22 protein-coding genes are annotated in these 23,909 nt (G+C 44.4%); 10 read left to right on the forward strand and 12 right to left on the reverse strand.

Annotated elements, in window-relative coordinates:
- Positions 1–192: 192 nt before the first annotated feature.
- Genes DXX92_RS18610 through DXX92_RS18625 form a run of 4 tightly spaced genes read right to left on the reverse strand, consistent with a single transcriptional unit; the run spans position 193 to position 4,461 of the window.
- Complete coding sequence (locus DXX92_RS18610) at positions 193–615, reverse strand: response regulator (RefSeq protein WP_116002156.1); 423 nt, start codon at positions 613–615, stop codon at positions 193–195.
- On the reverse strand, positions 599–2,509 hold the full coding sequence (locus DXX92_RS18615) for a response regulator (protein ID WP_116002157.1): 1,911 nt from the start codon (positions 2,507–2,509) through the stop codon (positions 599–601). The genes DXX92_RS18610 and DXX92_RS18615 overlap by 17 nt, the downstream gene beginning before the upstream one ends.
- A gap of 1 nt (position 2,510) precedes the next feature.
- Positions 2,511–2,969, reverse strand: coding sequence for a response regulator (locus tag DXX92_RS18620; RefSeq protein ID WP_116002158.1), 459 nt, complete (start codon positions 2,967–2,969; stop codon positions 2,511–2,513).
- Positions 2,959–4,461, reverse strand: a complete 1,503-nt coding sequence (locus tag DXX92_RS18625; RefSeq protein WP_116002159.1) for a PAS domain-containing sensor histidine kinase — start codon at positions 4,459–4,461, stop codon at positions 2,959–2,961. Before DXX92_RS18625 ends, DXX92_RS18620 begins: the two co-directional genes overlap by 11 nt.
- Positions 4,462–4,917: 456 nt before the next feature.
- Here DXX92_RS18625 and DXX92_RS18630 point away from each other — a divergent pair, with 456 nt between their 5' ends.
- Positions 4,918–5,430, forward strand: coding sequence for a 2TM domain-containing protein (locus DXX92_RS18630; RefSeq protein WP_116002160.1), 513 nt, complete (start codon positions 4,918–4,920; stop codon positions 5,428–5,430).
- Between the two features lie 44 nt (positions 5,431–5,474).
- Here the strand turns inward: DXX92_RS18630 and recQ are convergent, their stop codons facing one another.
- Entirely contained in the window at positions 5,475–7,286 is a 1,812-nt protein-coding gene (recQ, locus tag DXX92_RS18635; protein WP_220347676.1) for a DNA helicase RecQ, read from the reverse strand.
- Positions 7,287–7,439: 153 nt separating this feature from the next.
- Here recQ and DXX92_RS18640 point away from each other — a divergent pair, with 153 nt between their 5' ends.
- The 3 genes from DXX92_RS18640 (at position 7,440) to DXX92_RS18650 (ending at position 9,442) form a co-directional block, all read left to right on the forward strand.
- The gene (locus tag DXX92_RS18640) at positions 7,440–7,895 is read left to right on the forward strand and encodes a thioesterase family protein (RefSeq protein ID WP_116002161.1); all 456 of its coding nucleotides are present in this window, start codon (positions 7,440–7,442) and stop codon (positions 7,893–7,895) included.
- A 79-nt stretch (positions 7,896–7,974) separates the two neighbouring features.
- On the forward strand, positions 7,975–8,886 hold the full coding sequence (gene rarD / locus DXX92_RS18645; protein ID WP_116002162.1) for an EamA family transporter RarD: 912 nt from the start codon (positions 7,975–7,977) through the stop codon (positions 8,884–8,886).
- Between the two features lie 106 nt (positions 8,887–8,992).
- Positions 8,993–9,442: a hypothetical protein gene (locus tag DXX92_RS18650; protein ID WP_116002163.1), complete on the forward strand. Its 450-nt coding sequence runs from the start codon at positions 8,993–8,995 to the stop codon at positions 9,440–9,442.
- Between the two features lie 21 nt (positions 9,443–9,463).
- On the opposite strand, the gene DXX92_RS18655 is transcribed toward DXX92_RS18650, so the two are convergent.
- The 7 genes from DXX92_RS18655 to lptM all read right to left on the reverse strand — a co-directional run bounded on the left by DXX92_RS18655 (position 9,464) and on the right by lptM (position 16,999).
- Positions 9,464–10,717, reverse strand: a complete 1,254-nt coding sequence (locus DXX92_RS18655) for a diguanylate cyclase (protein WP_116002164.1) — start codon at positions 10,715–10,717, stop codon at positions 9,464–9,466.
- A 300-nt stretch (positions 10,718–11,017) separates the two neighbouring features.
- On the reverse strand, positions 11,018–13,195 hold the full coding sequence (gene uvrD, locus DXX92_RS18660) for a DNA helicase II (protein ID WP_116002165.1): 2,178 nt from the start codon (positions 13,193–13,195) through the stop codon (positions 11,018–11,020).
- Between the two features lie 16 nt (positions 13,196–13,211).
- Positions 13,212–13,946, reverse strand: coding sequence for an HAD-IA family hydrolase (locus DXX92_RS18665; RefSeq protein ID WP_116002166.1), 735 nt, complete (start codon positions 13,944–13,946; stop codon positions 13,212–13,214).
- Positions 13,947–14,027: 81 nt separating this feature from the next.
- Positions 14,028–14,726, reverse strand: coding sequence for a DUF484 family protein (locus DXX92_RS18670; protein ID WP_116002167.1), 699 nt, complete (start codon positions 14,724–14,726; stop codon positions 14,028–14,030).
- On the reverse strand, positions 14,723–15,553 hold the full coding sequence (gene dapF / locus DXX92_RS18675) for a diaminopimelate epimerase (RefSeq protein ID WP_116002168.1): 831 nt from the start codon (positions 15,551–15,553) through the stop codon (positions 14,723–14,725). The genes DXX92_RS18670 and dapF overlap by 4 nt, the downstream gene beginning before the upstream one ends.
- Positions 15,554–15,611: 58 nt before the next feature.
- A complete protein-coding gene (lysA, locus tag DXX92_RS18680; RefSeq protein ID WP_116002169.1) occupies positions 15,612–16,859 on the reverse strand; it encodes a diaminopimelate decarboxylase in 1,248 nt (415 codons plus the stop codon).
- The gene (lptM, locus tag DXX92_RS19055; protein ID WP_147301995.1) at positions 16,859–16,999 is read right to left on the reverse strand and encodes an LPS translocon maturation chaperone LptM; all 141 of its coding nucleotides are present in this window, start codon (positions 16,997–16,999) and stop codon (positions 16,859–16,861) included. The genes lysA and lptM overlap by 1 nt, the downstream gene beginning before the upstream one ends.
- Before the next feature lie 118 nt (positions 17,000–17,117).
- On the opposite strand from lptM, the gene cyaY reads away from it, so the two are divergent.
- The 6 genes from cyaY to DXX92_RS18710 are packed head-to-tail and all read left to right on the forward strand — an operon-like array spanning position 17,118 to position 23,872.
- A complete protein-coding gene (gene cyaY / locus DXX92_RS18685) occupies positions 17,118–17,438 on the forward strand; it encodes an iron donor protein CyaY (RefSeq protein ID WP_116002170.1) in 321 nt (106 codons plus the stop codon).
- Positions 17,439–17,474: 36 nt separating this feature from the next.
- Entirely contained in the window at positions 17,475–18,398 is a 924-nt protein-coding gene (gene hemC, locus DXX92_RS18690; RefSeq protein ID WP_116002171.1) for a hydroxymethylbilane synthase, read from the forward strand.
- A complete protein-coding gene (locus tag DXX92_RS18695) occupies positions 18,388–19,239 on the forward strand; it encodes a uroporphyrinogen-III synthase (RefSeq protein WP_116002172.1) in 852 nt (283 codons plus the stop codon). Before hemC ends, DXX92_RS18695 begins: the two co-directional genes overlap by 11 nt.
- Complete coding sequence (locus DXX92_RS18700) at positions 19,229–20,494, forward strand: uroporphyrinogen-III C-methyltransferase (RefSeq protein ID WP_116002173.1); 1,266 nt, start codon at positions 19,229–19,231, stop codon at positions 20,492–20,494. Before DXX92_RS18695 ends, DXX92_RS18700 begins: the two co-directional genes overlap by 11 nt.
- Positions 20,491–21,669 (forward strand): heme biosynthesis HemY N-terminal domain-containing protein, encoded by a 1,179-nt coding sequence (locus DXX92_RS18705; protein ID WP_116002174.1) that lies wholly within the window; start codon positions 20,491–20,493, stop codon positions 21,667–21,669. The genes DXX92_RS18700 and DXX92_RS18705 overlap by 4 nt, the downstream gene beginning before the upstream one ends.
- A 4-nt stretch (positions 21,670–21,673) precedes the next feature.
- Positions 21,674–23,872, forward strand: coding sequence for a sensor domain-containing diguanylate cyclase (locus DXX92_RS18710; protein ID WP_116002175.1), 2,199 nt, complete (start codon positions 21,674–21,676; stop codon positions 23,870–23,872).
- The last annotated feature ends 37 nt before the right edge of the window (positions 23,873–23,909 follow it).

Below are 23,909 nucleotides of genomic sequence, written 5' to 3' on the forward strand. Positions count from 1 at the left end.
TCAGTACTTTCAACTTTATATTTTTAACTTTGCACTTTTGCCTTCTAACTTTTACCTTGGTACTGGAAGGCTCCAAAAGTTTAGACGGAAACATGAAATAGAAAGCTTAAGCTAAACCTCAACTAAAAAACTCAAAAACAAACCACAGCGGTGCGAGCTAATTTGCATTACGCTGGCTAGTGCCAATAGGGTTTATACTGGCAAATGAGCTATCCGCCAATACCCCTGTAATAAAGACACTATTTCAACAAACTCTTTACCTGCTTCATCTTTGACAAAGTAGCCAGCAACGTTTTGGGAATAACTACTGACAATGTCTTGCTCATCATCAGAAGTTGTGAGTACAAAAATGATCGCATTTGCTGTGTTCTCATTGCTTCTAACCTGCGCTAAAAATTCTAGTCCTCCCATTTTAGGCATTTGCAGATCTAGCAATACAACATACGGATGAGGTACAGCATCATTGAGCAGCAAAGACAAAGCTTCTTCACCGTGATGAGCACGGATGATTTTGTTACCAATACGCTCTCTAGCAAAACTGCGCTCTATGGTCATAAAATCAATATCGTCATCTTCAACTACCAGCAGAGTAACTTGCTCACCGAACTTGGTCATAAGCTTCCTTATTAGTTTGCAAAACCACAAGCTGCTGCAACGGCCAAACAATTTTAAAGTGCACCCCTTGGCGGTGTTGCTCGTTATAGACAAGCTCAACGCTACCTTGGTAGTGATCGATGACCTTTTTCACCATCGCCAGCCCCATACCGCTGCCTTCAACTTCATCTTTAGATTTGAGTGTTTGAAACATTTGGAATACTTTGTCAGCATATTCTGGCGCAATGCCTGGCCCATCGTCTTGATAATGAATCTCGTAGCAGTTTTCGCACTCAACTACATCAATAGTAATAGTCCCTTGCGCTTGATGGTGATGTTTGATGGTATTGCCAAGTAAATTCAACAACACAATCTGTAAGGCCGCCCTTGGCAGCACAACGTCGATATCGGTTGCCACTACTGGAAACCGCTCATATTCAGCATTAAGCTCGTGGGCACTGACTGCCAACCGATTGAAGTTAAAGTGTTCAGCGTCTGTCAGCTTTTTATTCAATCGTGAATAGGCCAGCAAATCATTTAATAATTGTGACAATCGCGCAGCGCGATTCTTGATCATATTAAAATGCTGCTTAGCACCACCTGGCATGCTATCGCCGTAATCTTCTTCAACCCATGAGACAAGCTTCTTAATGGCATTAAGTGGTGATTTTAGATCGTGTGACGCGATATAAGCGAATTGCTCGAGGTCTTCATTGGACTTTCGCAACTTTGAAATCAGTAAATCGCGCTCTGTCACATCAGCAGCAGAGCCGAGAATAAAGGGCTCACCAGCGCCATCAGTAAAGCGAACTTTATTAGTTTGGAGGATTCGGACTTCACCGTTGGGAAATGTAATTTTTTCAACGGTTTCGCTAAAACCCGCAGCAAACGCTTCCTTGTCTTTGGCGAGGAAATCTTCTACGTCTGCGGGGTCATAATCTTCAAAAGTCGTTCTACCCAACACTTGCTCTTGATCGTCAACCCCATAAAGCTGAAGGAATTGCTCGTTAACTTTAACTAAACGAAAATCTTTGTCTTTCACGAACATATAGCCAGGTACAGCCTGAAAGACTAACTCTAAAAAATTATGCGCCTCGTTAAGTTCTTGTTCTTTTATTGCTAACTGCCGGTCATGACGCTTTTTCTGCACCGCTAGCCAAATAGTTTTATCCAACATACTGGCAGTCAATTCAGCTTTGACTAAATAGTTTTCCGCACCAAATTTAATAGCATTAACGGCGACAGATTCACTACCTTGCCCTGTAGTCATAATGACGGGTATAAAAGGGTGATTAGTGACGATATTAGCAAGCACTTCTAAGCCCGTTACCCCTGGTAGAGAGTAATCAAGCAGTATGCAATCTGGCTGTATGTTTTTTACCAGTTCCATACCTTTTTGACCTGTAATGGCATGGTAAAAAATATAGTCACTGGATGCCTTCCCCAACAAGCGTTCACACATTTCAATATCATCGGGGTTATCATCAATGATCAATACTTTGCAATCCAAAGAAGTGCGCCGAGGTAGTAGTGTTTTAGCATGTTTAATTGCTGAAGATATTTTCTCATCGAGATTAACAGAGAATAAATTATATTTGTTGATATAGTCTTGGGCGCCTTGTTTTATCAAGGTTGCGGCGGTTAGCTGATCTGTCTGTCCGGTTAACACCACAATCGGAATGCTAGGAATTTTGGCCTTTAAAGCACGAAATAAATCTAAGCCCGACATGCCCGGTAGATGGTAATCAAGCAAAATACAATCGTACTTATTCACTTCAATTAGGCTTAACCCTTCTTCACCTGACAAGGCACTTGAAAACTGATAGCTATGCGCCTGACATTTTGCCAAAGAGCGCTGAATCGCTTCAACATCGTCTGGGTTATCATCAATGATTAATACATCCCTTACTTGCATGCTAGCCTTCCTTCTGCTCGCTACCTGGCAATACTGCAATACCAAACCAATAATCTTTTATGGTTCCAATCGCTTGAGTAAGCCCTTCGAAACTAACCGGTTTTTGAATATAAGTACTGGCTCCCAAGTTATAGCAGGCTTCAATATCATGCGGATCTGTAGAAGTAGTCAGCACCACAACAGGAATACCTTTTAATGCCATATCCTGTTTAATAATTCTCAGTAGTTCTCGTCCATCTAGGCCCGGCATATTAAGGTCTAACAAAATAATTATCGGCTTTTCAGCGGCGTTTTTACCACTGTGCTTGCCTTCATGGTACAAATAATCTTTTGCATCCTGACCGGATTGACACCAAGCAACGGGATTTAACAATTGATTTTTGCGCAACCCTCGAAAGGTTGCCTCAAAATCATCAGGGTTGTCATCAACGAGCAAAATAGTACCGACTTTATTGTCCATCGTTGCCTTCCATATTTAACGTAAAGTAAAAGCAAGTACCGTTGCCCACCGAGGACTCCAGCCATATTTGCCCATTTTGCCGCTCAATAATTTTTTTAACGAAAGTTAACCCGACACCTGTGCCACGAACAGCATCATTTTCTTCGTTTAAGCGCTTAAAAATGCGAAAAATATCAGTAAAAAAGCGTTTATCAATACCAATGCCATTGTCTTTAACAAAGAAGACTCGTGACTCCTGACTACCTGAAAACGGATTTATCATCTGTGTGATACCAACTTCCACACGCTTATTCGGGCTATTGTTGTACTTGATTGCGTTAGAAATTAAGTTTCGAAATAACTCAGTGGTACGCGGCACATCGCACAACACTTCAGGTAAATCACTAGGCCAATGCACGCTGATATTGGGTTTTTCCTCAGGCAACGTGATTTCCACGACATTGGTTAACACGTCAGTAAGATTGACCTTGTTGATCGCTAACTCCTGACGCCCGAGTCGAGAGTAGTACAGCAAACTATCAACCAAGTGCTCCATGCGCTGGCAAAGAAATCGCATTCTTGCCAGTCGTTGTTTACCTCGCTCATCAACTAATTGTTCGTAGTCTTCTTCTAAAAACATGGCGTTATTAGACAAACCGCGCAATGGCTCTTTAAGATCATGGGAGGCGATATAAGCGAATTGGTCGAGCTCTTCGTTACTCACTTTTAGCTGATCCATATAAGTTTGTATTTCACTTTCTGCGGCTTTGCGCTCGCTGATATCGTGAATGGTGCCTACAAATATGGTCTCGCCTTCATTTTTCATTTCATTGACACCGAGCTCTATCGGAAAAATAGTGCCATCTTTTTTCCTTGCAGCAACTTCACGACCAAGGCCAATGATTTTTTTCACGCCGCTGTGATGATAATTTTGCAAATACTGATCGTGCTCTGAGTGATATGGATCAGGCATCAGGATTTTGACATTTTGACCAACCACTTCGCTTTTTTGATAACCAAAAATACGCTGCGCCGCTTTATTGAATTCTTTAATTTGACCACGTGAATCTATCGTAATCAGGCCATCAATCACGGTATCTAGTAAGGTTTCGGCATATTTAACGGAGGTTCTAAGTTGCGCTTCACCTAGCTTGCGACTGGTAATGTCGCTAATGGTGCCGAGAAAATAGCGCTGCTCATCTATGAACAACTCATTCACCGATAACTCCATCGGAAAAGTCTCGCCATTTTTGCGCTGTGCTTTTATTTCTCGACCTTTGCCAATGATCTTTTTGGTACCAGTGGTTAAGTAGTTGGCTAAGTAGCCGTCGTGCTCAGAATGAAAAGGCTCAGGCATTAAGACGTTGACATTTTTGCCTAATACTTCTTCCGATTGATAACCGAAAATGCGACATGCTGCGGCATTGAAACTTTGAATTTGGCCTTTTTCGTCAATAATGATAAAGCCATCGACAACAGTATCGATGACCGACTGTATTTGGGCATTAAACATGGGGGACTACATCATTCCTTTGATCAAAGATTTTTTTGTCCATTCATCAAAGGTATAGACCATTTTCATCAATTATTGAAATTAGCCCGCTATATATTGGAAAAATAGTCGATAAGCCTGTAGATTTTGTCCAGCCTACTTGCCAATATCACTTAACTAAGCCTATGATTTTAAAGGTTTGTCACCTAAATGTCGCCTCTATGACGTGGTGTTTATGAGCCACAACAAAGATGATTGCTAACGACTGCAATATTTAACAAGTATTGCCAAATAATACCAATTGAATTAATTAGTTGATCAATTGTGGCGTAGGAAAAAGGTTCATAAACAAGGCGTTATTTCTTGTTAACTAGTTGTTCTAATTTCAAAAATAACAACGCAGTTTATGGGCGTTTTAACCAGCCAAAATGATCAAGTATTTATTGAAATTGGTATAAGCTGCAAAGGAAGATTTACATGCTAATAAAGAAGTTACGCCTACAACGTGGTTGGTCACAAGAACATTTATCACAAGTGTCTGGTATTAGTGTTCGCACGATTCAGCGTATTGAGCGTGGCCAAAAAGCGGGACTCGAATCACTCAAATCGCTGGCAGCTGTTTTTGAAATTGATATTACATCACTGCAACCGGAGGCAGACATGACCAGCAATCAAATATCATCAGAACATTCATCAGGGCTAGATCGTTCTTCTCAACTTCAGGTGACGATTGAAGAACAACGGGCAATGGAATACGTGCAAGGGCTAAAAGCTTTCTATGGGCACTTGGCCACTTACATTATTGTTAACATCGTATTGTTGGCCGTTAATTGGTTTATTACGCCGGGTTATTTCTGGGTACTGTGGGTGATGATGGGGTGGGGCATTGGCCTTGCCAGCCATGCTGTTGCTACGTTCGAGTTTTTCAACTTTTTTGATGCCGATTGGGAAAAGCGTGAAATTGAGAAACGTTTAGGACGAGACTTGTAAGCAATAACTCGCGCTGCGCGCTATACAGAATCAAATAGAGGGTGTTAGCCACCAAGGTGAGCGTTTATCAATGATAAGAATGGCTCACCGTATCTCGCCAGCTTAGTATCACCAATACCACTGACTGACAACATCTGCGCTTGTGAACGAGGCTGAATGCGGGCTAATTCCGCCAGTGTTGCATCGTTAAACACGATAAACGGGGCGACATCTTCGGCATCGGCAATTTCTTTGCGCAACGAGCGCAATTTGCCAAATAGCTTACGATCGTATTGCTTGGTGGCCGTATTTTGCTGCCAGTAGCTAGCACGTTGTAAACGTGGAGAAGCGAGCATTAAGGTTTCTTGCGCGGTTAAGATTGAGCGCGCAGCTTCAGTTAACTTCAGTGCCGAATGTTGAGCAATATCTTGCTGTAAATAGCCTAAATGAATCAGTTGGCGAATCACCGAAAACCAGTAGCTAGGCGTTTTGTCTTTGCCAAGACCAAAGGTTGATACTTTTTCATGACCATGTTTTTGAATAAGCGGCGTTACTTGACCACGCAGTACCGTCACCAGGTATTGCACATCGCCTTTTTGCTCAATGCGATAGACACAAGACAATACTTTTTGCGCCACTTCTGTGGCATCAAATTCACTGGGTGGATCCAAACAAATATCACAGTTACCACAGCGTGTTTTGGTAAATTCGGCAAAGTAATTGAGTACCACTTGTCGGCGACAAGTTTGCGCATCAACAAAATCAGTCATCGCCTGAAAACGTTGCATCTCCACTTTCGCCCGCTGCTCGTCTTCATGCTCAGCAATGCGCTTTTTCATTCGGCTGATATCTTGCTCATCGCATAAAAACAGGGCTTCCGCGGGCAAGCCATCACGACCGGCACGGCCAATTTCCTGATAGTAGGACTCTATCGTGCGAGGCGGCTCAAAATGCACCACGAAGCGCACATTTGGCTTGTTAATACCTAAGCCAAACGCAACTGTTGCGACCACAATTTGAATATTGTCTTTGGTAAAACCGTCTTGCACGTAAGCGCGAATTTCCGTTTCTAATCCTGCGTGGTAGGCCGCACAATTAATCCCTGCTTCACCCAGAAATTTACTGAGCTTTTCCACTTGCCAGCGACTACTGCAATAAATAATGCCGGCATCGTCTTTACGTTGTTTTATGTACGACAGTATTTGCTTTTGACCGTTGTACTTCTCTGCAAGCGTAAAACGAATGTTCGGGCGATCAAAGCTATCTAGGTGAACATAAGGGTTGTGCAAGCCTAGTTGCTCAAGAATATCTTTGCGCGTAGTGACATCAGCAGTGGCGGTTAAGGCCATCACGGGAATATGCGGAAAATGACGTTTTAGACAACCTAGCTGGGTATAAGCACGACGAAAATCATGCCCCCACTGAGAAATACAATGTGCTTCGTCAATGGCAAATAAACGAATGGGGAGGCTAGCAATACCTTGCAAGAAGTAGTGCTGAGTTAACCGCTCAGGAGCCACATAAAGTAGGCGAATTTGCCCTGCTGCCAAACGCTGAAAAATATCGTTAACCTCAGCTTGGCTTTGCGAAGAGTTAACAAATGCGGCGCTAATGCCTTGTCGGGTGAGACCGTCGACCTGATCTTTCATCAATGAGATCAGTGGCGAGACCACAATCGTGATGCCGTCAAACAAGGTGGCAGGCAACTGATAACACATCGACTTACCGCCGCCTGTTGGCATTAAGACTAAGCAATCCCGGCCACTCATCACTTGCTCAATAACATCTGCCTGCCCATCGCGAAATGAGGTGTATCCAAAATGATGCTTAAGCGAATCGAGAAGTGAAGCTTGCGGGGCAATTGCAGAGGGAGTCAACGGTTTTCCAGCTGGTTAAAAATCGCAAGCATTTTAGCCCAAGCGCATGTGAATCCCTAGAGTGGAGTTTAAAAAATACAAAAAAAGCTGCTAGGCTGAGGTTACCTAGTCAGCACATCTGACCAGATCCTCAAAGGAGCTAAGGCGCACAATATGAATAAAGAACAACGCTTTCAAAAAGTTGCTGAGCTATGGAATGCCAACATGCCATTTAACCAGCTACTGGGCTTTGAAATTTCTCGCTTTGACGACACTCGCTCTGAAATTAGCTTTCATTGGCACGACAAACTTATTGGCAATCCTATGCAGAAAATACTTCACGGAGGGGTGACGGCTGCAGCACTTGATTTGGCCGGCGGTGTTGTTGCTGCCGCCAGCATTATCGCCAATATGGAAGAGGTATCTGCACAGGTGATTCAAGAAAACCTCAGCAAGCTCGGCACCATAGATTTACGTACCGACTTTTTACGCCCCGGCCGAGGTGAGCACTTTGTTGCCTCCGCACATATTATTCGCAGTGGCAGTAAAGTCGCTGTTGCCCGAATGGAGCTGCACAACGAAAAGAACGACCATATTGCCTTTGGTACTGGCACCTATATGGTTGGTTAAAACCGCGTTATAACCTTGCTATGAATGTGCGAATCTGTGATAGAATTCGCGCCCTTAAAATAGTGACTAGGTCTTCTTCATGCCCAACTCATCAGCTTCAGCTCAAACCAATAGCGGGATAATCAATGCGCTAGCGGCTTACTTTATGTGGGGCTTAGCACCAATGTATTTTAAGGCACTAACAGCCGTTGGAGCGACTGAGATATTGATCCACCGCGTCGTCTGGTCAACGCTGTTATTGTTAGTCATCGTTGTAGCTATTCGCAAATGGCAGCCTTTTATCAATACTATCACCAACAAAAAAGTCGTCGCTAGCCTTGCAGTTACGGCAACATTGCTGGGCAGTAATTGGTATATCTTCATTTGGGCAGTGAATAACGATCACCTTTTAGATGCCAGTTTAGGTTACTACATCAATCCTATTTTTAATGTCGCGTTAGGTATGATTTTCCTAGGTGAACGGCTGCGCAAGTGGCAGGGTGTTGCAGTGGCGCTAGCGATAGTTGGCGTATTGATCCAAGTCGCCGTACTCGGCACTATTCCAGTGATTTCACTGGTGTTAGCAGCAACGTTTGGCATTTATGGCTTAGTGCGTAAAAAGCTACACGTTGATTCATTTGTAGGCTTATTGATTGAATCGCTATTACTACTGCCTGTTGCGCTCTTAGGTTGGCTATTTTTTGTCAGCAGCGACACTAGCAATATGGCTAACAATGCTTGGACGCTAAACACTATGTTAGTATTAGCTGGTGTTGTCACCACAGCACCACTACTTTGCTTTACCGCAGCAGCTAAACGTTTAACGTTAGCAAGCCTAGGATTTTTCCAGTATATCGGCCCTAGCATTATGTTTATGCTCGCGACATTTTATTATCAAGAAACGCTAGAACCAGCCAAGCTCGCAACCTTTGCCTGTATCTGGCTCGCACTGCTAGTTTACAGCGCAGACTCACTGCGCGCGCGAAAAGCTAGTAAAGCTGTATCAGGCTAATTAGCAGAGCAATAGAAAGAGCAAAATAAAAACTAATAGACAAGTAACATTGCAAATTCTCAGGCTGAGCTATACTAAATAAGGTATTTAGCAGGGAATTTGCACTATGGAACAGTTACTTGTCTTTGAAAAAATCCGCTATCAGATTGACCCACCAAACAATATATTCACAGTGAAAGTTGCACGTAATATCGACTACAAAGACATTGTCGTGCATTACGGTAATTTGATGGAAGATGAGGGTTATTATGCCGGCTTAAATGGTTTATATGACTTTAGCCAATTAAAACGCATTACTGGCGATCACCAAATTTTGATTGATACGGCAGAGGTGATGAACGACCCACAAGTGGTTAGCAGCCCAGCTAAAACAGCCATTGTTGTGTTTGAAAAATGTGGATTTTTTTATGAAGTGCTAAAAATGTTTTGCCAAGCAGCAGCACCTTCACAAAATGACTTTCAAATATTTGATGTCAGCGAAAAAGCTGAAATAGAGCGCTTCCTCGCCTTACCAAAAAACTACTACCAGCTGGCAAGTAATGCCTTGCCAGCTTAGCTACAGCACCTTACAAGGTTACTAGTCTTCTTGGCCGCTAATCACGACTTGGTTACGGCCATTTTCTTTGGCATTGTATAAGGCTTGATCAGCTTCATTCATTTGGCTTGCCAATGAACCTGAGCCATTGAACACCGCACCTATACTGATAGTGAGTGATATTTGCTGATCTTCGTATGGCAATTGGGCAACAGAAAGCTCACGGCGCAAATCATCTAGGCGCGTGAATAATTGGTCTTCATCAACCCCTTCCATCAACACCGCAAACTCTTCACCACCCAAGCGCGCCAACATCGCTCTTGGCAAGTGTTTACGCATATACAAGGCAACCATTTTCAGCACATTGTCACCGGCATCGTGACCATAGTTATCATTGATTTTTTTGAAGTAATCAATGTCTAACATCGCTAATCCGTAAGCGACACCTTGTTCCGCGTATTTAGGCAATTTGGTTTGCGCAACTTGAATAAAGGCGCGACGGTTAGGTAAGTCTGTTAAGTAGTCAGTATTCGCTGCACGTTGAATTTGCTTAATATTGTTTAAACTTTCAATGTTTTGCGTAATTCGGCAGTAAAACTCTTCAGGACAAAATGGTTTGCGTAAGAAGTCATCGGCGCCATTTTTAATAAATCGAGCAGAATGAATACCATTGCTGGCGCCTGAAATACCAATAACCGACATACGATCACGTGAGTAACGTTTGCGCAATTCATTGGTAAGCTCAATACCATCCATATTCGGCATTTCTAAATCAGTGATCACCATCTTAATATCAGGGTGCTGCTCTATTACTTCGAGTGCTTTAACACCGTCGCTGGCGACATAAACAGTAAAGTTTCTGCGCATTAACAGTTCAACAATATGATTGCGAGTTGCGAGGCTATCATCAACCACCAAAATGCCATTTTCATGATTCACTTGCTGGCCGTGCAATATACGTTTTAAATACAAAAACGCTTGGCTATTTTCTTTCGGAATATAATCAACAACGGCTTGCGCTAAGATTTTCTGACGGGTGATATCATCCATTTTTCCGGTCATCACAACCGCTTGCACACCATGAGATAACACGCATGGAATAGCCTCGCCATCAGGTGCATCCGGTAAGGCATAGTCAACAGTGGCAGCAAAAAACTTAGTATCACCTTGCAATAAAGCTTCAACTTCAGCCAAGGTGGTTGCAACCACGACTTCGAATCCCAATGACTCAGCCAGCTGACTAATAACCCTAGCAATTGGCTTACTATCTTCTACAACTAATAAACGATCAGCCATTATCTCTCGTTACTCCTACTCATTATGAATCGAGTCAGGGCGTATTGATCTTTCAGGATTATTTTTGCAGAAGTCTGTTTGGGCTTTATACAAGGCGGCGCTTGTGCAGTGTAGTCACTCTCCATAAATAAGTGTCAACACAGTAGAAAGCTCAAACAGACAATGCCCTTCGGGTTCATCTAAACGCATCCTGCTCATTGTTGCTCGCTTTTTACATAGAATAACTATGCGACAAAGCGAGCGCCGCGATCAGAAAGCGTTTAGATTGAACAAAATTCAATCTCGAAAGGTCAACACGCCCTAGTTAATTGATGTTAAGTTAGCGTACGAAACAACTAACCATTTGATACCCACTTGCTCAAAATTAACCTGAATACGGCTTTGAGCACCTGCTCCTTCATAATTAAGTACCACACCTTCACCAAACTTTTGATGCATCACTCGTTGCCCAAGGCTAAACCCAGTATTATCAAAAGACTCCGTGGTTAAGGTCGCAGAAAACCTGCCACTTGAAGCTGGTCGTGAAACCTGACTTTGCAAGCGTATCTCTTCTACACACTCTTGTGGTAACTCGCGTAAAAAACGACTCGGCTTATGGTATTTTTCTTGACCATATAAGCGCCGACTTTCAGCATGACATAAGTATAGCTTGTGCATTGCCCTTGTCATGCCAACGTAACATAGGCGTCGCTCTTCTTCTAAACGACTAATATCTTCTTGCGACTGTTGAGAAGGGAACATACCTTCCTCTAAACCAGCAATAAAGACCAGCGGAAACTCCAAACCTTTCGCCGAGTGCATCGTCATTAATTGCACCGCTGGCTCATATTCATCTGCTTGCGACTCACCTGCTTCAAGCGAGGCATGAGTAAGAAAAGCCGTTAACTTGGTTTGTTCTTCTTCCAGTTCTGGTTCTTGCACAAAGGTTTGGCAAGCCGTGACTAATTCGTTTAAGTTTTCAATGCGTGCCTGCGCTCGTTCGCCTTTTTCTGCTTGGTACATAGCTTTAAGACCGCTATGACCGATAACAAAGTTCACTTGTTGATCTAAATCTAATGCAGCAGAGTCATCTTCAAGCTGATCAATCAGGTTAATAAAGTTGGTAATGGCGTTTGCTGCACGGCCTTTAATGCTTTGTTCGGCCAGCATGTTTTGACACGCTCGCCACAAAGTAACTTCCATCGACTTTGCGGCATCGCGAATCAGCGCTAGGCTTTGGTTGCCAATGCCACGTGTTGGCGTGTTGATAATGCGCTCGAACGCAGCGTCATCGTCACGATTATTAATTAGGCGCATATAAGCGAGCGCATCTTTAATTTCTTGGCGCTCGAAGAAGCGTAAACCACCGTAAATGCGGTAGGGCAGCTGTGCTTGCAGTAAAGCTTCTTCCAGTAGGCGTGATTGCGCGTTACTGCGATATAAAATGGCGACATCATCAAGCGAGCCATTTTCTTCTCGCCAAGTATTGATGCGGCCAGCAATAAAGCGAGCTTCGTCGATTTCATTAAAGGCTGTGTAGATCGAGATTTTTTCGCCAGCCGTGTCTTGCGTCCACAGCTCTTTACCTAGGCGGTTATTGTTGTTGGCAATTAACTTATTGGATGCATTTAGAATGTTAGCGGTTGAGCGATAGTTTTGTTCTAAACGAATCGTTTCTGCTTTCGGGTAATCATCAAGGAAGCGCTGAATATTCTCGATTTTAGCGCCACGCCAACCGTAAATTGACTGATCGTCGTCACCAACAATCATGACCTTGCTTTGATCTTTGCCAAGCATGGTCAGCCAGGCATATTGAATCGCGTTAGTGTCTTGGAATTCGTCAACCAAAATGTGCTGAAAGCGCTGCTGGTAATGATTAAGTAACGCTGGGTGTTCAAGCCATAGCTCATGTGCTCGCAGCAAGAGCTCAGCGAAATCAACTAAGCCAGCGCGGTCACATGCATCTTGGTAACTTTGGTAAATATTAATAAAGGTTTGCTCGGTCGGATCAAACTGAGCATCAAGGTGTTTCGGTCTTAATCCTTCATCTTTTTTGCCGTTGATATACCAAACTGCTTGCTTAGCCGGCCATTTTTTCTCATCTAGGTTGAGCGCTCGAATAGTGCGCTTGACTAAGCGCAATTGATCGTCAGAATCTAACACTTGGAAGCTCTGCGGCAAGTTAGCTTCTTGGAAGTGCATGCGCAATAAACGGTGTGCTAAACCATGGAAAGTACCTAGCCACATACCAAACACATTGCCGCCAGTGGTTTGCTCAACACGGGCGCGCATTTCTGAGGCGGCTTTGTTGGTAAAGGTTACCGCCAAAATACTATGCGGCGACGCTTGCTCAATACGCATTAACCAAGCGATACGTTGTACTAATACACGTGTTTTACCACTGCCAGCACCTGCCAGCACAAGCATATTTTGTAGAGGTGCAGCGACGGCTTCGCGCTGCTTGTCATTTAAGCCGTCTAATAGATCAGAAACATCCATTATTTTGAAACTCAGATTAGGAACTCAAGTGGGGGGCTAAGCCTGCTAATTCAGTCACATCGCTTAGCTCAATATGGGGTAAAACTTTCAACGGTTTACCAACATCATAGCAAGACAACCAAGCGGCTTGGCAACCTGCACGCAGCGCACCAAGAATATCAGCACGACCACAATCGCCGACATGAAGTATATGCTCGCAAGCAATCGCTAAATCTTGTGCCGCTTGTTCAAATAAGTCGCCAGCAGGCTTCATTTTTAGGCCATTGCCAGCGTGGTAAATATGATCAAACTGGTCTTTTAGCCCAATCGCTTGGGTATCTACATTACCGTTGCTGATGGCCACAACTGGCACATGCTCTCTAAGCTGCTGTAACAACTCAATGCTGCTGGCTGGCACAGAAAAATCGCTACGGGTTGCTAAAAAATGTGCCATAGCTTGTTCAGCGAGTGATTTGGCGTTTGCCTTTTCCGCCCCCAAACTTGCAATACCAAGTTGGTAGGTGGCTAAACGCAATGCCGTAACATCGTGCCTTATTTCAGGGTTTTGCTCAATTGCGGCGGTGCGATGTGGCTGCCAAAAATGGCGATCAAAAGTAACTGTTTTGCCAGCTAATAGCGGCGACAATAGTTGTTGAAAATAGCCGGGCATCGCACGCTCGGTGGCAACCATCACAGGGCGATTGCTGTAGAGCGTGTCGTCTAAATCAAAGCTGATAGCCTTGATAGGCTTTAACGTACGGTAAAATTTCAAGTGCTGACACCTTTGCCAATCATTTAATATTCTGTCAAACCTTACGCTAAGTTATATCGCAAGGCTTAGAAATGGCAGATGTTATTGTTCAAGATGTTGAAATAACAGTTTAGCCACTAGCTTTTGGAATTGGCTAAGCAACAAGGTATCCATACGCGGATCAAAGTGATCGGCATCTTGCGAGCTAATCGCTAAAAACCCGATATCTTGACCAGCATGCTCGAGCTTAATGAGCACTACGGAGCCGGCAAACCCGTGACCAAATATTTGTTGTAGTTCGCTTTGCTGCAATCGGCCAAAATAATAATCTTCGTTTGCTAAGCGCGTTTCGATGACCGACTGGCAGTCGTTTACGATCACACTGTCGTGCGCTGGCGTTGCATGGTTAGCGATAAAGCTAGGCGTTAACCATAACTTTAATCCTGACAGAGAAAGCAGCTCTAAGGTTGCACGTGTAAGAATATCTAATAATTGCGTAACATTTTTGCTGTCAATTAACTGCAAATACAAATCGCTGTATAAGCGAAACAGTTGCTCATTATTGTTAGCAACGGACATTAACTGAGTAATTTCTTCCTCAAGCCCTTGAATTTTTTGTCTTAGCTGGGTTTGTTGACGCTCCACTAGTGAGACTGTGCCACGATGTGGGTCTTGCAAACGCAAAGACGTAATCAATGATGGGTTGCGGCTAAAAAACTCAGGGTTATCTTCAAGGTAACGCACAACGAGATCGTCTGTTAACGGTAAATCGTCGGCGTGTAACGGGTTTTGTTCATTCATATATGTATTTGACCATCAAAAACATGAGCAGCCGGGCCAGACATTTTCACCGGGTGGCCTGGACCCTTCCAAAATATCCGTAGTTTACCGCCAGGCAATTCAACAGTAACTTGTTTATTCAATTTTTTCTGTGTTTGACCAATCACCACGGCTGCACATGCACCGCTGCCACAAGCTAAGGTTTCACCAGCACCACGCTCAAAAACGCGCAATTTAATAAAGTCAGGTGAAACTACCTGCATAAAGCCAACATTGACTTCTTTTGGAAAACGCTCGTGGGTGGATAGCTCACGCCCTAAGGTTTCTACTGGCGCAGTGTTAATATCGTCAACGGTCAACACGCAGTGTGGATTGCCCATAGAGACGGCGCCACACAGCACAGTTTCATGTTCGGTGCGCATAATGTAGGTGCCTTCAACCTTTTGCGCTTTAAAGGGGATTTGCGCAGGTTCAAATTGAGGTGTTGGCATATTCACTGATACATTGCCATCACGCTCAACGTAAAGCGTCATTTTGCCAGAAGAAGTTGAAACGCGAATCTTATTGCGGTTAGTAAGCCCTTTGCTGCGCACGAAGCGAGCAAAACAGCGAGCACCATTGCCACATTGGCCAACTTCACTGCCATCAGCGTTGAAAATACGGTAGTGAAAATCTAAATCAGGGTCATAAGGGGGTTCAACAACCAAGAGTTGGTCAAAGCCAACGCCAAAATTGCGGTTTGCCAGTTTTTTTATTTGATCATTCGGCAAGTATACGTTCTGGGTAACATTATCAATGACCATAAAGTCATTGCCCAAGCCGTGCATTTTTGAAAAATTAACCAGCATATTTAGTGTCTTTCTTTACTTCTTATTAGCTGTTGTTAGTCGTTGATGATGCTAACGACTAAGGTAAAAGGTGCTCACCCTGCCACAGTTGCTCAATTGTTTCGCGCTCTCGCACTAGGGTACTGGTGTCGCCATCCACCATGACTTCAGCGACACGTGGACGACTGTTGTAATTAGAGCTCATGGTAAAGCCATACGCACCAGCCGAGCGTACCGCCAATAAATCACCAGCTTTAATCGCTAATTCGCGGTCTTTACCGAGAAAATCACCTGTTTCACAAATTGGCCCAACAATATCGTAATTGATGCTCAGCTCATCTTGGCGCTGCTCAACAGGAATAATGTTCTGCCACGCCTGATAAAGTGATGGTCGCAGCAAGTCGTTCATCGCGGCGTCAACAATCGCAAAGTGCTTGTCTTGATTTGTTTTTAAGAACTCAACTTCGGTCACCAAAATACCAGCGTTGGCCATTATGGCGCGGCCCGGCTCGTAAATCAGGGTAATATTGCGACCGGCAATTTTCTCTGCAATCGCTTTCGCGTAGTCATTAGGGTGCGGTGGTTGTTCGTCGTTATAACACACGCCTAGGCCGCCCCCAACATCGATATGAGAAAGCTTAATACCTTGCTCGGCAAGGGTATCAACCAACACTAATACACGGTCGAGTGCGTCCAAAAACGGCTGTACTTCAGTGAGCTGTGAGCCGATATGACAATCAACCCCTTTAATGTCGATATTGGCAAGCGTCTCCGCGTGTTGATAGAGCGCTGGAGCTTCTTCAATGCTAATGCCAAACTTATTCTCTTTTAAGCCCGTTGAAATATAAGGGTGTGTGCCGGCATCAACATCTGGATTAACGCGAAATGACACAGGCGCCTTTTTGCCCGCTTTACCCGCAACGTGATTGATGCGCTCTAGTTCAGCAGCAGATTCAATATTAAAACAGTAAATACCGTGGGATAGGGCATAAGCGATTTCGTCAGAGGTTTTACCTACTCCAGAGAAAACTACTTTAGCAGGGTCACCACCAGCAGCTATCACGCGGGCTAATTCGCCCTTGGAAACGATGTCAAAACCTGAGCCTAAACGCGCCATCACGTTCAACACGGCTAAGTTGCTATTCGCCTTCACCGCATAACATACCAGGTGAGGGAGCTCACCTGCCGCTTTATCAAAGGCATGCCAGTGACGTTCAATTGTCGCACGCGAGTAGACATAAAGCGGCGTTTGATATTGTTTTGCCAGCTCAGTTACAGCGCACGCTTCGGCATACAAGGAGTCACCTTGATAGTTAAAATAATCCATTAGTTTTCTCCTGCATCCGATACTGGCTGTTCTTGCTCAGGCTGCTCTGGTGTTTGATAAAGTGGCGCTTTTAAGCCACAACCAGCAAGCAGACAAAGAACAAAAAAGCAGGCACAAATTCGGTTAAGTTTTGTTTTCATTTTTTAATAAGTTAGCAGGCAAAAATTAAGGTAATACGCTGGTATTACGGCATGTGACTGGTATTATACGCACATGCACATCTACAAATACAAGTGTTATCACTCTTGGATCTGATAAATGAACGATAGCCAATACAATTTCATTGCTGACGAGTTATTACTCGCGGTAGAAGAAGCCATTGAAGACTGTGGTACAGACATCGACTACGAAGGTGTTGGTGGCATGCTAACCTTGGCATTTAAGAACGGCAGTAAAATTATTATCAATAAGCAAGCGCCACTGCACGAAATTTGGGTTGCCACTAAGTTTAATGGTCACCACTTTGTGTTAGAAAACCACCAATGGCGTGACAAACGTGCTGGCGATGAATTTTGGCAGTTTTTGTCTGCCGCCGTTGCCAAACAAGCAGAAGCTGACATTACGTTAGCACAGCCATAAGCGCTAATTCCTAGCACTCAGCCGTAAGAGACCATCATGACCACAGTAAGAATCGCGACTCGCAAAAGCGCTTTAGCCCTATGGCAAGCGGAATACGTAAAAGCTCAATTAGAGCACTTTCATCAAGATATCACCGTTGAACTTGTCCCAATGACAACCAAAGGCGATATCATTCTTGATACGCCGCTGGCTAAAGTCGGCGGTAAAGGCTTGTTCGTTAAAGAGCTAGAAGTTGCCATGCTAGAAGGGCGCGCAGATATTGCCGTGCATTCGATGAAAGATGTACCTGTCGATTTTCCAGAAGGTTTAGGGCTGGAAGTTATTTGCCCGCGTGAAGACCCGCGCGACGCTTTTGTTTCAAACACTTACGCCAGCATTGACCAGTTACCAGAGGGTGCCATTGTTGGCACCTCAAGCTTACGTCGCCAGTGTCAGCTAAAATCGCAGCGTCCCGATTTAGATATTCGCGATTTACGCGGCAACGTGAATACGCGCTTGAAAAAGCTTGATGACGGCGAGTACGACGCTATTATCCTTGCCTCGGCGGGCCTTATTCGTTTGGAAATGCCAGAGCGCATTAAAGCCTATATTGAACCAGAGCAAATGTTACCAGCAAATGGTCAAGGGGCGGTAGGTATTGAGTGCCGTACCGATGATGAAACCATCAAGCAATTGTTAGCACCGCTAGAATGCCAAGAAACTCGTGTTCGAGTGCTGGCCGAGCGCGCCATGAACCGTGCGCTTGAAGGCGGTTGCCAAGTACCAATCGGCAGCTACGCTATTATTGAAGACGACGAACTGTACTTGCGTGGTTTAGTGGGTTCAGTTGACGGTAGCGAAATTATCGAAAGCGAAATTACTGGTAGCGTTGAGCATGCTGAGCAAATCGGTCAAAAACTTGCCGATACGCTACTAGGCTTAGGTGCTAAGCGCATTCTTCAGCAAGTTTATGGCGACTAACATAGTCAATAAATCGCACCTTCAGGCGAGTTGTTCAAGCAAGCAAAGCCACTCAAGCAAGCTAAGCAAACCCAAATTGCTGATTACTCGCCCTGAGCCACAGGCTCAACAATTAGCTAGCCAACTTAACTTAGCTGGCTATCAAACTCTTTGCCAACCGATGTTTGCATATTCAGCCGCTGCCAATCAAAGTCAACTAAGCCAAGTACTTAATACGCACCAGCCCAGCATTATTATTTTTGTTAGCAAAGCTGCAGTCGAGTGGGCGAATAAAATACTTCCTCTTAGTGCTTGGCCAACTGCCACCACTGCCATTACTGTCGCCGTTGGTAGCGCAACCCTTACCGCTTTGCATCAACTGGGTATCAAGCAAGCAATTTGTCCACCCCAGCATGACAGTGAAGGAATGCTGGCGCTGCCTGAATTAAGCCAAGTAACCAACAAAAACATTCTTATTGTGCGCGGCAATGGCGGTCGGGAGCTACTGGCAAATGAGCTGGTTATACGCGGTGCAAATGTTCGCTATTTCGAAAGTTACTATCGCCAGTGGCACGAGTTTGATCCGCATCAAGCCCAGCAGTGGCGCAGCCAAGGGGTAACAGGCATTATTGTGACCAGTCAGGCATTACTTGAAAGCACTTGGCAATTAACCCAAAATGGGACTCATTCTGAGCATAACAATAATTTCTGGCAAAACACCTGTTTATGGTTTGTTGCCAGCACGCGTATTGCACAACTCGCAAGGGAATATGGGCTTAGGCACGTGATTTGTACTCACGGCGCAAGTGATCAAGCCATCATCACCACGCTGAACCAATTGGAATCTATAAATGACAACTAACACAACGCCGGAGTCGGCTGATAACAACGCAAAGTCATCTAAGGTTGAGTCATCAGCCAGCGCAACAAAAGTTGCTACGAAAAAAGCGCCTACATCCACTCAATCAGGCGCTCGTGCCCCGCAAGCAAGTAACGCTATTTCGAAAGTCGGCTTGTTGGCTTTAGTATTGTCGGTTGGCGCATTCGCGACTATCGGTGGTGGATACTTGTGGCTACAAGAACAACAAAAGTTGCTACTTAGCGAGCTGAGTCAACATCAGCAACAACAAAATACCAGTGTTGAACAAAGCTTAAAACAAGCCTTAGCAAGCCAACAACAAAATACACTTGCACAAATTCCACAATTGGCAGAGCAAGCGGTTGCACCAGCAATATCACCAGTGCAGCAAGAGCTCGCGCAGCTAAAAGCACTGACTTTAAGTTTACAACAAACGAAAAATACGCCGTGGCAGCTAAAAGAAGCAGAATATCTGATCCGCGTAGCTAGCCGTTCATTATGGTTAGAGCAAGATGCTCAATTGGCGACTCGCTTACTAAACGAAGCGGATGACAAGTTAAAAGCAACTAAGAACCCAGAGTTCTTGCCTGTGCGCAAACTGATCAGCCAAGATATTGCGGTATTGAACTTACTACCAGAATTAGCAACTGATGACGTTATTCTCACTTTGATGGGGTTAGCCGAGCAAGTTAATCGCTTACCGATTGCGATGGCGCACTTACCAACGCCAACAGAAGCAGATCCTGATCTAGAGTTGTCTGACGACATTGCCGATTGGCAAGAAAACCTTGCTAAGACATGGCAGAAAATAGCGAATTACTTCTTTACGGTTAAACGCCGTGCAAGCAACGTTGAAGCATTGCTTAGCCCAGAGCAACAAAACATTTTGCGCCAAAACTTAATACTTAAGCTACAACTTGCCCAATGGGCCGCTAGCCAGCATAAAAAAGCGCTATACCAAGAATCGCTAGTTAAGGTGAATGCATGGTTAAGTGAGTATTTTGATACTGATTCACCTGAGGTAACAGGGTTTATCGACACTGTGACAGCAATGAATAATCAAGTCATTAGCTTGAGCTTACCAAGCAAGCTTGAATCTTATACTGCCATCAGCCGCTTGGTTCAAAGCAGTGAACGAAGCAATGTACAAAGTGACGCACAGGGTGAAGTGCAAAATGATGCTTCACCCGCAGACAATGATGAAAATGAAAAGCGCAAAGCAGTTAATGAGCAAGACTCAGCTGGAGCTATTTTATGATCAAGCTAATCCTGACGACCTTATTTGTGCTTGCAGCAATTGCAGTAAGCCCATTACTGATTGGTGAAAAAGGCTACATTTTAATTGCCATGGGCGATCTCACGATAGAGTCGACAGTCGTTACCGCCACCTTTTTCCTGGTCGTATTATTTATTATCTTGCTGTTTACACTAAAGGTATTAAAAGGTGGCGTTAAGCTAAGTACTGGCACTTGGCACAAATTCGCTTTTGCCAACAAGCGTCGCAGTGAGCGCGACTATCGCAAAGGTATCGCTGAGTATTTACTGGGCAACCACCAACAAGCAGAAAAACTACTAGCAAGCAGCGCTGATAAAAGTCACTCACCACTGACAGCCTACTTAGTTGCCGCCAAAGCTGCCCATCAGCAAAACGACAATGTAAATGCCGAGCGTTACCTGCAATTAGCAGATCATCAAGGGCAGAATGTAAAAGAGCATGGCATTGAAAGTATTTTAGTGCAGGTAGACATTTTGATGGCAAACAAACAATGGCAAAAAGCGCGTGAAATGCTTGATAACTATCACACGCATATTGGCCATGATCACCGGCTACTCGCTCATGAAATCACCCTAAGTATTGCCGAACAACGTTTCGAACATGCGATTGATTTTATTGCCAAGGCGAAAAAACAAAAAGCGATCACTAGCGAGCAAATCAGTGGCTGGCAACAAGCTGCTTATTTGGGGCAGTTTGAGCAGCTAGTGCATGATAAAAGTGCCCAAACACTCGAACAATACTGGCAAGGCCTAGCGCGTAAGCTTAAACAAGATAACGATATTATTGCTGCTTACTGCCAAGTATTAGCCAAGCACCAGTTAACCGAACAATTAAACCCGTTGCTATTGCCTGTGATTAAGAAAGGTAAAAACACTGACCTTATCAATCAATTAAAAACCATAGAGCTTGCCGCGCCAAGCGAGGTGATTAAGGTAACGCAGCAACACTTGCAAAAAGACCAACACAATCATTTTTGGTTAAGTTGTTTAGGCCACTTTGCACTGAGCGACAAACAATGGCCATTGGCAGAGCGGGCATTTCACAGTATCGCTTCAAGCGCCGAGCCACTGACTCCCCTTGATGCTAAAGGGTATGCACGCGCTTTAAGTGAGCAGGGTAAATATCAGCAGGCCGCGGAGCTATTGATAAGCTTGTAATCATATGACAGCAGTACCTACGTCGACACCATCAGGCAATGCCCAGCCAAACCAGTTTCACCCGATTGCGGTGGCAATGGTACTGGGTCTTATTGGGGCATTAATTAACTGTTTCCCATTTCCGTTTCTACCGGAAGTAGAGTTAATTTTTGGCAACACTATGATTATAGTGGCGGCCATGTGTCTCAAGCCTCAATGGGCACTGCTGACAGCCTTATTAACGGCAACACCGCTTTATTTTACTTGGGGTCACCCATTTGCCTTTTTAACCTTTGGCCTTGAAGCCCTAACAATCTCGTATTTACGCACTAAGGGCTTCTACGTTTTATTCGCCAATATTGGCTATTGGTGCCTCATTGGTATGCCGTTAACAGGCTTTCTGGTCTGGCTGAATTTAGAACAAGGTACAGTGTACTGGTTATTTATTTCACTAAAGCAAGGGTTTAACGCAGCACTCTATACAACGATGGGCTGCTTACTTGGCTTTTTGCTGAGCGATCAGCTAAACGCCAACTGGTCACAACAGCCGCCACTAAAGAAGAAGCTAAGGCACCAACTGAACTATGCCATTGTGCTGGTAACCACCTTAGGTTTGTCGGCAACAACGCTTTTTATCAGTCGTGATTTAATCCTTGGAGCACAAGAGGTTGTTGAAACAACTTTAGAAGACAGATCGAGAAAATTTGCTGAAATTATTGATATTTCAATGAAGAATCAACAAAGTGCAATTGCCTTAGCCGCTAACTGGCTGAGTGCAATTCCAGCCAATCAATGGCAGCAATCGCTAGAGCAAGTGCATCAGAGTTATACTGGCTTTCTCACCATGCTAGTAACTGATCACAACGCCAATATAACCCACGCGAGCCCAAGCAAATTACTATCGGTAGACGCCAAGCTTAATGTTGCAGATCGCGACTACTTTCAGCAAGCGATGCTGACCCAATCACTCTATGTTTCGCCCGTGTTTAAAGGTCGAGGCTTTGGTAATGACACTATCGTGGCAATCAGTACCCCTATTTTTGATAGTGCATCCCCTAATCAGCCAAAGGGTATTGTTGAAGGCTCTGTTGACCTTAGTTTTATTGGCAAGGTTACGGATGCAAAGTTAGGGTCAGAAGCAATAAAAGTAGTGGTCACCGATCAGCACGACAATATTATTTATGCCCACCCCTCATTCAACTTGGAGCCACTGTATCTATTTGATACGGAGCGCGTGGTCGACACCTCCATCCAAGATCGACTGATTATTGAAAGTTTGCCGGATAAGCAGTTTGCTTACGCCATGACCACGGCAACCATGAACTGGAAAATTTATACGCTGATTGACTACGACGTTACTGTTAAGGAAATTGAGCGCGAATACCTAGTGATCTTCTTCGCTTTAATATTCACCTTGCTGTTAACGACGGTTCTTGCGCATCGCATTGGTAATCGCATCACGCGTCCACTGCGCTTTATCATCAGGCAAGTCAATAAATACGACAATAAAACCATTACCGAATTTGCGCCGCTTTACCAAGTAGCAGCGACTGAAATTGATCAGCTCTACAATGAGCTTAAATCGGACAAGCGTTCGGTAAAAGAGTATCAGCAGCAGTTAGAGTTTAAAGTTCAAGAGCGAACCAAAGAACTTAACGAAGCGAACCAAAAACTCAAAGCAAGAGCTAATATTGACAGCTTAACAAAAGTGTATAACCGCCATTATCTAGACAGCCGCTTTGAGCAAATTCAAAAAGCTGCTCAGCGCAGTGGCGATAACCTGTCTGTTGTCATGCTGGATTTAGATCATTTCAAACGCTTAAATGACACCTATGGTCACATTACAGGTGATAAGGTGCTGGTTGCTGTCGCTGAAGTGATTAGCCGGGCATTTAGCCGCGAAACCGATCTGGCCGCTCGCTTTGGCGGTGAAGAGTTCGTGATAGTTGCTCCTTATATTTCGCCAGAGGCACTCACACGAAAACTTGAGTCTTTGCGATCAGCGATAGCAGCACTGCAACTAAGTGACTCTTCAGGCCGAGCCATTACGACCAGCGCAAGCTTTGGCGCGGTGATCGCTAAAGCGAGTTTTGCCGACAATATCGTATGTTGGGTAAAAGTAGCGGACGCTTGTTTATATCAAGCAAAAGGTAATGGCCGAAACCGAGTCGTGCTAGACGACCAAACGACAAGTGAGCAAATGGTAGAAGAAGCGGAACTTTAACTGTTAAGTTAGCTCCGCATTTTTGAAGAGAGAGCCT

Origin of the sequence: Thalassotalea euphylliae, assembly GCF_003390395.1 — a bacterium.
In the GTDB taxonomy this organism is placed as follows: Bacteria; Pseudomonadota; Gammaproteobacteria; order Enterobacterales; family Alteromonadaceae; genus Thalassotalea_F; species Thalassotalea_F euphylliae_C.

What these genes read in the sequence shown, in the direction of transcription:
- DXX92_RS18610 (WP_116002156.1), bottom strand. Translation starts at nt 615, where the DNA reads ATGACCAAGTTCGGTGAGCAAGTTACTCTGCTGGTAGTTGAAGATGAC.
- DXX92_RS18615 (WP_116002157.1), bottom strand. Translation starts at nt 2,509, where the DNA reads ATGCAAGTAAGGGATGTATTAATCATTGATGATAACCCAGACGATGTT.
- DXX92_RS18620 (WP_116002158.1), bottom strand. Translation starts at nt 2,969, where the DNA reads ATGGACAATAAAGTCGGTACTATTTTGCTCGTTGATGACAACCCTGAT.
- DXX92_RS18625 (WP_116002159.1), bottom strand. Translation starts at nt 4,461, where the DNA reads ATGTTTAATGCCCAAATACAGTCGGTCATCGATACTGTTGTCGATGGC.
- DXX92_RS18630 (WP_116002160.1), top strand. Translation starts at nt 4,918, where the DNA reads ATGCTAATAAAGAAGTTACGCCTACAACGTGGTTGGTCACAAGAACAT.
- DXX92_RS18640 (WP_116002161.1), top strand. Translation starts at nt 7,440, where the DNA reads ATGAATAAAGAACAACGCTTTCAAAAAGTTGCTGAGCTATGGAATGCC.
- rarD (WP_116002162.1), top strand. Translation starts at nt 7,975, where the DNA reads ATGCCCAACTCATCAGCTTCAGCTCAAACCAATAGCGGGATAATCAAT.
- DXX92_RS18650 (WP_116002163.1), top strand. Translation starts at nt 8,993, where the DNA reads ATGGAACAGTTACTTGTCTTTGAAAAAATCCGCTATCAGATTGACCCA.
- DXX92_RS18655 (WP_116002164.1), bottom strand. Translation starts at nt 10,717, where the DNA reads ATGGCTGATCGTTTATTAGTTGTAGAAGATAGTAAGCCAATTGCTAGG.
- uvrD (WP_116002165.1), bottom strand. Translation starts at nt 13,195, where the DNA reads ATGGATGTTTCTGATCTATTAGACGGCTTAAATGACAAGCAGCGCGAA.
- DXX92_RS18670 (WP_116002167.1), bottom strand. Translation starts at nt 14,726, where the DNA reads ATGAATGAACAAAACCCGTTACACGCCGACGATTTACCGTTAACAGAC.
- dapF (WP_116002168.1), bottom strand. Translation starts at nt 15,553, where the DNA reads ATGCTGGTTAATTTTTCAAAAATGCACGGCTTGGGCAATGACTTTATG.
- lysA (WP_116002169.1), bottom strand. Translation starts at nt 16,859, where the DNA reads ATGGATTATTTTAACTATCAAGGTGACTCCTTGTATGCCGAAGCGTGC.
- lptM (WP_147301995.1), bottom strand. Translation starts at nt 16,999, where the DNA reads ATGAAAACAAAACTTAACCGAATTTGTGCCTGCTTTTTTGTTCTTTGT.
- cyaY (WP_116002170.1), top strand. Translation starts at nt 17,118, where the DNA reads ATGAACGATAGCCAATACAATTTCATTGCTGACGAGTTATTACTCGCG.
- hemC (WP_116002171.1), top strand. Translation starts at nt 17,475, where the DNA reads ATGACCACAGTAAGAATCGCGACTCGCAAAAGCGCTTTAGCCCTATGG.
- DXX92_RS18695 (WP_116002172.1), top strand. Translation starts at nt 18,388, where the DNA reads ATGGCGACTAACATAGTCAATAAATCGCACCTTCAGGCGAGTTGTTCA.
- DXX92_RS18700 (WP_116002173.1), top strand. Translation starts at nt 19,229, where the DNA reads ATGACAACTAACACAACGCCGGAGTCGGCTGATAACAACGCAAAGTCA.
- DXX92_RS18705 (WP_116002174.1), top strand. Translation starts at nt 20,491, where the DNA reads ATGATCAAGCTAATCCTGACGACCTTATTTGTGCTTGCAGCAATTGCA.
- DXX92_RS18710 (WP_116002175.1), top strand. Translation starts at nt 21,674, where the DNA reads ATGACAGCAGTACCTACGTCGACACCATCAGGCAATGCCCAGCCAAAC.